This is a genomic window from Streptomyces sp. BE20 (assembly GCF_036322525.1).
GTDB lineage: Bacteria > Actinomycetota > Actinomycetes > Streptomycetales > Streptomycetaceae > Kitasatospora.
Window position 1 is genome coordinate 1 of the sequence record NZ_JAQYWW010000379.1, and the last position, 731, is coordinate 731.

The 731-nt window shown below is 71.3% G+C and carries 1 protein-coding gene and 1 pseudogene; both read right to left on the minus strand.

The genetic code is table 11. From position 1 onward, the window contains the following. Positions 1–209, minus strand: a pseudogene (locus PUR61_RS02965) (hypothetical protein); the annotation flags it as partial. Then, entirely contained in the window at positions 206–682 is a 477-nt protein-coding gene (locus PUR61_RS02970; RefSeq protein ID WP_329875300.1) for a hypothetical protein, read from the minus strand. The gene PUR61_RS02970 and the pseudogene PUR61_RS02965, both read right to left, overlap by 4 nt. Positions 683–731 lie beyond the last annotated feature (49 nt).

Here is a 731-nt window from a genome sequence, read left to right on the forward strand (position 1 = left end):
ACACGATCGTACGGCAGAGACTCCAGGTCGATCCGGGAGGCCGCCGGGGTGCCGGTCGGGGCGAAGACGACCGTCAGCAGGCGCTCCTGGACGGCGACGGTGAGCGCCCGCCGCCGGTCCTCGCCTCTGGCGAGCGTGGCGACGGAACCGCCCAACCTGCCCTCGCCGAGGAAGGACTGACCGGAGCCGAGGGCCACCGTGCCGGTCACCGACGACACGGTGACCGTGAACGCCGAGGAGGTGCCGGAGGCGGAGACCGGCGGCCGCGCGGTGCTGGTGCCGTCCTCGCCGAACAGTCGGGCAGGTAGGCCACGTTGATGTCCTGGGTGAACTCGACGCGGTACGCGGGTGCGTCGTCCGGTGCGACGGTGAGGTCGAACCTCACCGGTACATCGCTCGCCTCGCCTACGACGGCCTCCCGGCTCTCGATCGTCGCGAGGGCCAGGCACGGCGGGACCGCCGCTTCCCCGGCCCGCCTCGGCATGCCGGCGAGGTAGCGGATCAGGACGTAGACCGCGAGCAGGAACGCTCCCCCGACGATCAGCGGCACACTCCCCAGGACGATCCCGACAACGACGCCCGCCAGGAACACCCCCGTCACACCGCCCGTGAAGAACCCCCGAGCGAGCATGACAGACCTGTTCTGCGTGGGCGGCGGCGCGGCGCCCGTGGTAATCGTCATACGGGCGATTGTGCTGGGCTCAGGTGACCTCCGGTAGGTGTCAGCCCTC